Genomic DNA, 542 nt, shown 5'->3' with positions numbered 1-542 from the left:
TCCAGCGCGAAGAGCAAATCTATCAAGCGAATGCATCGCAAGAAGGTGGCTGGCGAGGGCTACGTGAGTTTGAGTTGGTCGGTAAACAATTGGAAAGTGAACACATTTGCAGTTTTGTTTTCAAACCTACGGATGGCAGTAAAGTGACGAAGTACAAGCCTGGGCAGTACCTCGGCATCTACATCAACAGCGATAAGTTTAAAAACCAAGAGATCCGTCAATACAGCCTATCTTCTTCGGTTCAAGAGAACACTTACCGCATCTCCGTAAAACGTGAACAAGGCGGTAAAGTATCCAACTATCTGCACGATGAGCTAAACATCGGCGATAAAGTAAAACTCGCAGCGCCAGCGGGTGATTTCTTTATGGATGTAGACACCAATACACCAGTGGTGCTGATTTCTGCAGGTGTCGGCCTTACGCCAACACTGTCAATGCTAGAAAGCTTGACGGAACATCTCGCGCCAGTGACTTGGGTACATGCAACAGAAAACAGCAAACACCACGCCTTTAAAGAGCACGTAAACCAGCTAGTCACGGCG

General features: G+C 47.4%; 1 protein-coding gene. It reads left to right on the top strand.

Annotated features, from left to right (window positions below; all coding sequences use genetic code 11):
- A partial coding sequence (locus R7E78_RS29815) for an FAD-binding oxidoreductase (RefSeq protein ID WP_318059105.1) occupies positions 1 to 542 on the top strand: 542 nt, incomplete at both ends.

The organism is Vibrio sp. YT-19(2023), from assembly GCF_033337395.1.
The sequence above is the reverse complement of the archived record's forward strand: the minus strand, read 5'-3'. Positions and strand labels throughout refer to the sequence as shown.